Raw genomic sequence first — 7,480 nt, forward strand, 5'->3', positions numbered from 1 at the left:
TCAAAACCCAACCAAGTTGCGCGGCTAATCCTCCGCCCTTGCTTATGAAATGCGCCTTAATTGTCAAATGGAAAATGTCATAAAAATTCTTGATGGTACGCTTCTTTGTTCTATTAGAGACGATTTAAGAAAGTACCTTAACCTGAATAAAAACACTAAATTCGTTATCTCAAGTGACTACTATCTTGAAGATAAACACATGCCCAATAAAGTAGCTTCGTTTTCCATCATACCGTATGACTTCCAATTTGAACCATACTTAGGATATTTAGGGAAGATGGCCCCTAATGACATAAAGAATTGTAGAACCGTAAGCACAGATTTTATTCGTCACATTTCTGAAAAAAGGATATTTAGCGTTAGTTTTATCTTTAAAAGCCTAAAAGGGTTGACAGAACAAGCTGGCTTATCTAGTAGAGAATTTATAATGCAACAATTTGATTATACGATTTCGATGGTTAAATGCTGGATGGTAAATCAACCAGAAGGGAGTGAATATTTCGAATCTATAGTTATAAAGCTAAATGCTGCAAAAAAAAATCTAAACAAGAAATCGCCAAATTTAAATTTATACAGAAATGTTTTGATAGTCTCGCTTTTGGCGAGTTATCTGGCATATCTATTAACTAAAGAATCTAAAGCTGAAGTTATCGGGTGGTTTTCCGATCAAGATAAAATAGTAGACGCTTGGGACAGAATTGCACAAGATTTATTCACTATGAATCATAACGCGTTATGTGAACGTGATGGTTTAAACAGTAAAGATACCAAGCTATTAATAGGGGTTAAGGAGAAGGGTGAGCAGCAATTGTGGTACGACGAAATCAATAGAATTCCAGATCACTTAGCAAGCGCTTTAGCATCGTGGGATTTAAACAATAATACTGTCAAACGAGTGAAGCATACAGACGTACTCAGACAGTGCTTTGCTGACAATCACTTTTGCTCCATTATAGCAATTGACTTAAGCCCAACCCTTTTTAAATGTTGTAGATTAACTGTCTCTAAGAATCCAATTAAAGCTTAACTCCTCTTTAGCGCACGAGGAGCATGAGCTGAAGTGCGATCGTCGTAACTTAGAGACAAGACAAATTATCGCTACAAACGGTGGGATTTTTTAAAAATATCCAACTACTCCAACCCAACCCAATCCGTCAACGCCTCAATAATACTCTTGGCTTGCTCCTTACTGGATATGTTGAACTTGGATTTTTGTCGGTATTCGCCATTCTGTTTTTGGTAACGGCGGATGGTGTATTTATCCGGGCCGTATTCGCCTTTAGCGTTGTTCCAATCCTGGTAACGGAAGATTAACGTCGCCCACGCACCTTTGGTGAGGACTTTTTTGTCCAGTTCCTTAACCGTTTGAACGCCGCCGTCTTCATAATTGACGGTCAGTTCGTCTACTGTTTCTGCCATGTTCTTACCTAATTGTTGTTATTAATGTGCGCTAAAAAACCGCCCAAAGCCCCGGCTGCCTTCGCCTGTCTTGATGGTGTTGACAACTTTTAAATTCCTAGCGTCAATGACACTTACATTGCTATCGAACCAATTGGCGACATAGACGTAACGGTCTTCGGGGTGAGTGCAGATACCCTCGGGTTTTTCGCCGACAGGGATCAAGCCGATTTCTTTCAACGTTTCCGTATCGACCACTGACACAGAACCGTCATCCTGGTTAGTCACGAACAGGCGGCTGTCGTTTAATGCCAATGCGGTCGCATAAGGCAGCATATTGACCTTTACGGTGGCAATCACTTTCATGGTTGCGGTTTCAACGGCGGTAATATCGTCGCTTTTTACGTTAGCGACATAAAGGCGGTCGCCCCGGGTGTCTAGCGTCAAACCGAAGGGATGTTCGCCGACTTGCACTGTCTTTACGACAGCCTGTTTATAGGTATCGATCTTGGAGACGGAGTTATCCAAACGATTAGCGACATACAGCCAGCGATTATTAGGGCTAACAATCACGCCGGACGGCGATTGCCCAACGGCAATCGTGCCTGTAACCTTTAAGCTGTCCGCACCCACAACAGAAACTTTGTTGTTATACCAGTCCGCTACGTAAACGTGCTTGCTGTCCGGACTGACTGTTATGCCTAATGAACCTTCGCCGACCTTAACTTTGGCGATGACTTTACGCTGTTTGGTGTCGATTACCGCAAAACCGGCAGCTTCCGGGGTGCTAACATAAACCCTATTGCCGTCGGGCGATGCCGCAACACCAGCGGGTTTGCCTTGCACACTAACGGTGTCAACAACATTGCCTGACAGCGTATCAATAACCGATACGCTGTCATCCAGTTGATTACTGATGTACGCAAAAGGCGCTGCCCTCAAAGGGGCGACCCAATTAACCGTTACCAGGGCAATAACTGCCGCCCAATAATGATGAAAACTTAACACCTTGTTGGTTTACTGGGATGATTTAGTTTTATTTCTCAGCCAACTTCTTCAAATTTTCCAAGCCCGCTTTAAATATGCCGATTACCGCCGTATTTGCGGCTTCTTCATTCATTTCTGGCGGCGGATTGTTGTTGGTGTAGGCACGATAAAAACCCGCTTTCCAGGTAACTACTGTGGTTTCACCTTTGGCTTCCAAATCAATGCTGGCGGCATAGTTATCTACCGGCAATACCGGAACTTTGACATCCGCGCCGGCGTGGTTGATCGTTTTAGCGGCACTCATATCGGTAATCTTGTAAGCAAACGACATCTTGCCTTCATCGTATTTTTTGAGTTCTTCCGTAATCGTGCCGCCGTCTTGCAAGGTCAACACGCGGATTGAGCCTTCAGTGTTGCCGCCTTTGGCATCTGTGCTTTTGACTGCGGGCAACCACGACGCATCGCCGTATTCCTTGATAATACCCCACACTTTTTGGGCGGGTGCATTAATGGTGATTTGTTCCTCAACTTTTTGGCGGACAGGCCCGTGCGCATAGGCTACTGTCACAAACAAAAATGCTAACAACGGGATAGACAGGTAAGATTTTTTCATTATTATTTCCTTCTAAGGATCGTAAAAAACACAGGGATTATAATATGTCACTGTTGTGATGCAAGCTGGAGTTTTTCCCGACCGTAGTCCTTGGACGCTTAAGTGTTAGGCAAGAACGGTTCAATCCGCGTTAAGAAACTGGTACGATGCACCTTAAGGCTAAGCGGAAAAACGATTCTTATGTTCAGCCGATTCCTGGATTCACGAATCCATATCGTTTAGTAACAAGCAGAATTGGAGAAATTATGGCTAGTTTAGGCTACACAAGAACATATAATTTGGCTTTATTAGGACTAAGCGCAGCGTTTGCACTAAGTGGCTGCTCCATTTCTGATAGCGCCGGATCAATCTCCGATAGTGCGGGCTCAATCGCCAACAGTTCAGAAAGCATTTCCGACTCTTCCACTTCGTCCAGCAAAAGCGATGAAAAAAAGAAGAAGATCGACGATAACCGTTATGAAAATGAAGTCCAGGACTTTACAGTGACCTATATGCGGACCAATGCCAGCCACGGCGACCAAAATGCCTTCATGAAAGGCATCAGCGATGTCGCCTCACAAAACGGCATAGTCGATTGGGAAGCGAATCCAAAAACCTATAGGGCAATCGGCAAAGGGTTAAAGAAAGCCAGAATTTCAACAACACAGCTCGACAGTTATAAGAAAAAATTGTCCAACGGCGATTCAGGCAAGATGGAAGATATCCAAGAAGGGTATGACAATTAAGGCTAATCCAGTGTGAAAGCCCTATTGCTAGGATTGCTGTTGTTAACCAACACCGCGCAGGCCAACACTTTTCAATTTTTGTACATAGAAGCCAGTGAGGGCAATGCGAGCGGGGGCCATGTTGCCGTCCAGTTAGGCGAAGATGTTTATCATTACCAATATGAAGACGGAATGGTTCGCCTGTTTAAGCATCATGCCGATGCGTTTAGGGTCAATTACCGATTGCGCCAAAACCGCACCCTACATATTGCAGATATTGCCGTGTCACAGACGACTTATGACCAACTCAACAGTCATTTTAAAGTACAGCTTTTAAGCCAGGATCAGCGCCTGAAACATCTGCAAGCCCTGCAAGACGGCCTGTCCTTGTTGCAATCTTTGCTGGAATTGAAGACGGTCAACGCAATGAATTCTAAGGTTAATGCTGAATTGGCGCCGCAATTACCAAGTGCAGGATTGTTTTATGCCAATAACGCTAACTTAGGCGCAAAAAAAACCGTTGCTGAATGCACTACGGCACGCTCAAGCGTAACAGTTATCACTGAGTTAAGGCAGAAGCTTGAAGATCGATACGGGAAGAATTTTCTGCCTGAAAAAATAACCTCCCTAAGGAAAAAGCTTGGCAAGCTCTCCCCGGACGATAAAGGCGATTGGGCTTCCCCTCATTATTCCTTCCCTGAACACTACATGGATTTGCTGAACGGCTTATTGGCTTTGCAGGTCTTGCAAAAAGTCCAGCCTTTGCTTGGGAATGCTTGTTTTCATGCCGATGTCCCAAACATGAGCCTGAATGATTCAGCGTTGAGCGCTGTAAAAACTATTCAGCAACGCTTATTGCTTTCCGCCCAATCCATAGCGGTATCGAATAGGCCTGACTGGGGCGCTGCTTTATTTATCACATTGGCGCGTTTGATCGTTATTGAACAAACCATCCAATCCAAACATTGGGTGTTTTTGGACGATGTGGATGAAAAAGCCGTTCCCATACGAAAGCAACAACTTAGCCTTTATACGGAATACTTGCAGAAACACAGGCAAGTTGACTTAAAGCGACTACAGGAAGCAATTAATGATTTAGCGCAAAGATCAAGCAATTATGAGCCGTACTACACTAAATTGGAAATGGCGGCAAACCGCTATCATCAATGGCTGGAAAGCGACAAAACTGGCGAAATGCGGTACCGTAGCGAGCAACCATTACCTGGCAAAAGCATTCCATCCGCTGGCTTTCTACTGACAGATCTGTCCACTACGCAATTAGAACAAGCCTTACATTCCCAAAAAACAAGAATCGAACATTCGGACAAAGACGATCGCAAGCGCAATGGTTATAACTTATTGACTAAAAATTGTGTGACAACCCTTTTTGACCTTATAAATACAGCACTTTGGGGACAATCAAAGCGAATGCTGGGTGGTTATCTCGACCCAAAAGCTAATTTTATTCCATTTCAAGCGTTTGATTCGGTTAAAAACAGCTATAACGTCACTAAAATTACTGAAATTCCAGCCTATAGAAAGCAAGCATTAAGCAAGCTATATGAGCAGGAAGCCAATAGCTTAGTCTATTTAAGGGAATCCAATATTTTCAGTTCCAGCTTATATAACCATAATCCTGATGATAGCTGGTTTGTGTTCTTTACCGATGATGCCATTTTGTCTAGACCCTTGTTTGGGGTGGCGAATACCTTAGCATCCACCATTCAAACTATCCTTGGCCTAGCGCGTTGGCCCTTTGACGGCGGCAAAGAAATAAAAAAAGGTGGCAGGGGAATTCTGGCCAGCTTGCCAGAACTGGCGTTTTTTAATATTAGGAAAGGCAGCTATCCTTATCCAATTGAGCCTTAACCCAGGGCGAACTGTAACGGACTGGTTTCGTTCGCCCTGAGCCTGCCATAGAACCATTAGCGTAATCAAAATGTTAAAGAATTTCTTCAGTAAACTTTCAATGCCCCGCCACGTCCCATGCCGCCTTTAACATCCTGTGCCTTATAATTCCGTACCGATACCACAAGGTTATTATAGGCATCAAAGAATGCCGCTGCGGTCGCTTGGCCTTCTGGTGTTCTTGTGTAAGAACTCAGGCCGCCGCCCAATGCGCCGCCAATCAGCCCACCCCATCCACCTAATGCACCAGCGCCTGACAAATTCATATTATTTGCTGTTGCGCTGCCTTGGGAAATAGCAACTTGAACAGTGGAGCGAATATCAGTCAAAGTTAGCGCAACGTCGGTGGTCCTTGTTTCCATAGAATTAGAAACCGCACCAGCAATCGCTCCAAGACCACCTAATCCTGCCGCGCCAAGTCCAGCACCAACCAGTGCGCCACCAAGGCTTGCGCCGCTGCCACCGGTATTTTCGTTAAGAACGATAACTTGCGGATCCAAAAGATAATCTGCCGCAACGCGCTGGCCTTTTTCTTGTCTTGAACCTGGACGGTATTCGCCGGATTCCCTTTGCTCGCCAACGATTTCGTTAATCATCGCCCTGGTCGCCTGATTGCCGATTGAGGTAATAACGAAGCAGTTAGATTGTTGTACGGCAAGGCGGATTAAAGGATCAACCGTCGTGACGGCACTGGAGCCGCTAAAGCGACCATCACTCACAGCGAGCGTACCTAATGGAGTCGAACAGCGCTCTAGCGATTTATTGGCATTAACACTGGTGGCGCCACCCGCTGAGCCACTTACTAAATTGCCGCTTCCGCCCGTTTGAAGGCCTGGTTGAGCACAAGCCGTGAATACTGCGGCAGCACCGATTATTGAGATTTTTTTAAGTTTTTTTGCGATCATTTTGTAATGCCCCCTTCGTAAAAGATTACTATCAAAAAACACACCAATTTAATGAAAATTTAAGATACCATGTAAATCGTGGCGATAATATATCAAATAATCCCAAAGAGAGAAGAAACTTATGCAAGATAGAAGATTAGCCTTGATAAAACTGATGCTTAGCCTGTTTTTGTTGTGCCTTGTTGCCTGCGTACACGAACGACCCAAACCAAAAGATACCATCTCCGTCTGCGATCCCAGTGGTTGTGTGGAACGCCCCAAAAATTATGAGTCATTCAACCCAGAAAGTGCGCTGCCTGACAATGATCCTGGTGGCAAGATAGCCGCCCTGGAAGAACTTGCCAAAAATGATCCCCGCGCTGCGTATGACCTTGCCTTACGCTTATTTCGGGGAGATGGTGTCCGCCAGGACAGTTACCTCTCTATCAAATGGATGCGTGATGCTGCGGAAAGAGGACATTTTGAGGCACAGAAAGCATTGGGGAGGCTTTATCTAACAGGGCTAGGAGAATTAGGATCAGACCCCGGCGAGGCCGAAAAATGGCTGACTATTTGTGCTAGTAAGGGCGATAAAGAAGCGGCGCAATTGCTTAGAGAAGCAACGGTAGCGCGGCAATCGCAACAGGCAGAATGGAAATGGCTTAACCGCTGGCGGTCAACTTTCAATAGCTATTGGTATCGGGGTTATAGTTACAACAGCTATTGGCAAGGAAATCAATGGTATTGGTATTAGTCCTTGGTTTTTGCCTAGGATCAGGTTTAAAAATTCCCTTAACAATCAGCCAATGACCATGTTTCGGTAAGCAAAGGATACAGCACGAAAATAACCCTCTCAGCCCTGGGCTTTTATAATCACTAAATCACTGGTGTCCGGAGATTATCGGAATAGTACAGCTTAACTGATTGATAAAAAGTAAGTAAATGCCATTTATAGGTGTCACCGATTTCAATGTGTTGGAAACTAC

8 protein-coding genes are annotated in these 7,480 nt (G+C 44.7%); 4 read left to right on the forward strand and 4 right to left on the reverse strand.

All coding sequences use genetic code 11. The features are described from left to right. Positions 1–67 precede the first annotated feature (67 nt). Complete coding sequence (locus MGMO_RS16580) at positions 68–1,027, forward strand: hypothetical protein (RefSeq protein ID WP_023496225.1); 960 nt, start codon at positions 68–70, stop codon at positions 1,025–1,027. A gap of 104 nt (positions 1,028–1,131) precedes the next feature. Here the strand turns inward: MGMO_RS16580 and MGMO_RS16585 are convergent, their stop codons facing one another. The 3 genes from MGMO_RS16585 to MGMO_RS16595 are packed head-to-tail and all read right to left on the reverse strand — an operon-like array spanning position 1,132 to position 2,998. Next, positions 1,132–1,419 carry a hypothetical protein gene (locus tag MGMO_RS16585; RefSeq protein ID WP_023496226.1) on the reverse strand — a complete coding sequence of 96 codons (288 nt, stop codon included), beginning with the start codon at positions 1,417–1,419 and terminating at the stop codon, positions 1,132–1,134. Positions 1,420–1,440: 21 nt separating this feature from the next. Beyond that, on the reverse strand, positions 1,441–2,406 hold the full coding sequence (locus tag MGMO_RS16590) for a YVTN family beta-propeller repeat protein (protein ID WP_023496227.1): 966 nt from the start codon (positions 2,404–2,406) through the stop codon (positions 1,441–1,443). A gap of 28 nt (positions 2,407–2,434) precedes the next feature. Then, positions 2,435–2,998: an SRPBCC family protein gene (locus MGMO_RS16595; RefSeq protein WP_023496228.1), complete on the reverse strand. Its 564-nt coding sequence runs from the start codon at positions 2,996–2,998 to the stop codon at positions 2,435–2,437. Positions 2,999–3,243: 245 nt separating this feature from the next. Here MGMO_RS16595 and MGMO_RS16600 point away from each other — a divergent pair, with 245 nt between their 5' ends. After that, positions 3,244–3,723, forward strand: coding sequence for a putative lipoprotein (locus MGMO_RS16600; RefSeq protein ID WP_023496229.1), 480 nt, complete (start codon positions 3,244–3,246; stop codon positions 3,721–3,723). 12 nt (positions 3,724–3,735) lie between these two features. Next, a complete protein-coding gene (locus MGMO_RS16605; protein WP_023496230.1) occupies positions 3,736–5,571 on the forward strand; it encodes a hypothetical protein in 1,836 nt (611 codons plus the stop codon). A gap of 86 nt (positions 5,572–5,657) precedes the next feature. Here the strand turns inward: MGMO_RS16605 and MGMO_RS16610 are convergent, their stop codons facing one another. Further along, a complete protein-coding gene (locus MGMO_RS16610; RefSeq protein ID WP_023496231.1) occupies positions 5,658–6,515 on the reverse strand; it encodes a CsgG/HfaB family protein in 858 nt (285 codons plus the stop codon). Between the two features lie 121 nt (positions 6,516–6,636). Here MGMO_RS16610 and MGMO_RS16615 point away from each other — a divergent pair, with 121 nt between their 5' ends. Continuing rightward, a complete protein-coding gene (locus MGMO_RS16615) occupies positions 6,637–7,248 on the forward strand; it encodes a tetratricopeptide repeat protein (protein WP_023496232.1) in 612 nt (203 codons plus the stop codon). Positions 7,249–7,480 lie beyond the last annotated feature (232 nt).

The sequence above is a fragment of the Methyloglobulus morosus KoM1 genome, from assembly GCF_000496735.2.
In the GTDB taxonomy this organism is placed as follows: Bacteria; Pseudomonadota; Gammaproteobacteria; order Methylococcales; family Methylomonadaceae; genus Methyloglobulus; species Methyloglobulus morosus.

Coding starts and splice junctions, on each gene's coding strand:
- MGMO_RS16580 (WP_023496225.1), top strand. CDS start 68: ATGGAAAATGTCATAAAAATTCTTGATGGTACGCTTCTTTGTTCTATT.
- MGMO_RS16585 (WP_023496226.1), bottom strand. CDS start 1,419: ATGGCAGAAACAGTAGACGAACTGACCGTCAATTATGAAGACGGCGGC.
- MGMO_RS16595 (WP_023496228.1), bottom strand. CDS start 2,998: ATGAAAAAATCTTACCTGTCTATCCCGTTGTTAGCATTTTTGTTTGTG.
- MGMO_RS16600 (WP_023496229.1), top strand. CDS start 3,244: ATGGCTAGTTTAGGCTACACAAGAACATATAATTTGGCTTTATTAGGA.
- MGMO_RS16610 (WP_023496231.1), bottom strand. CDS start 6,515: ATGATCGCAAAAAAACTTAAAAAAATCTCAATAATCGGTGCTGCCGCA.
- MGMO_RS16615 (WP_023496232.1), top strand. CDS start 6,637: ATGCAAGATAGAAGATTAGCCTTGATAAAACTGATGCTTAGCCTGTTT.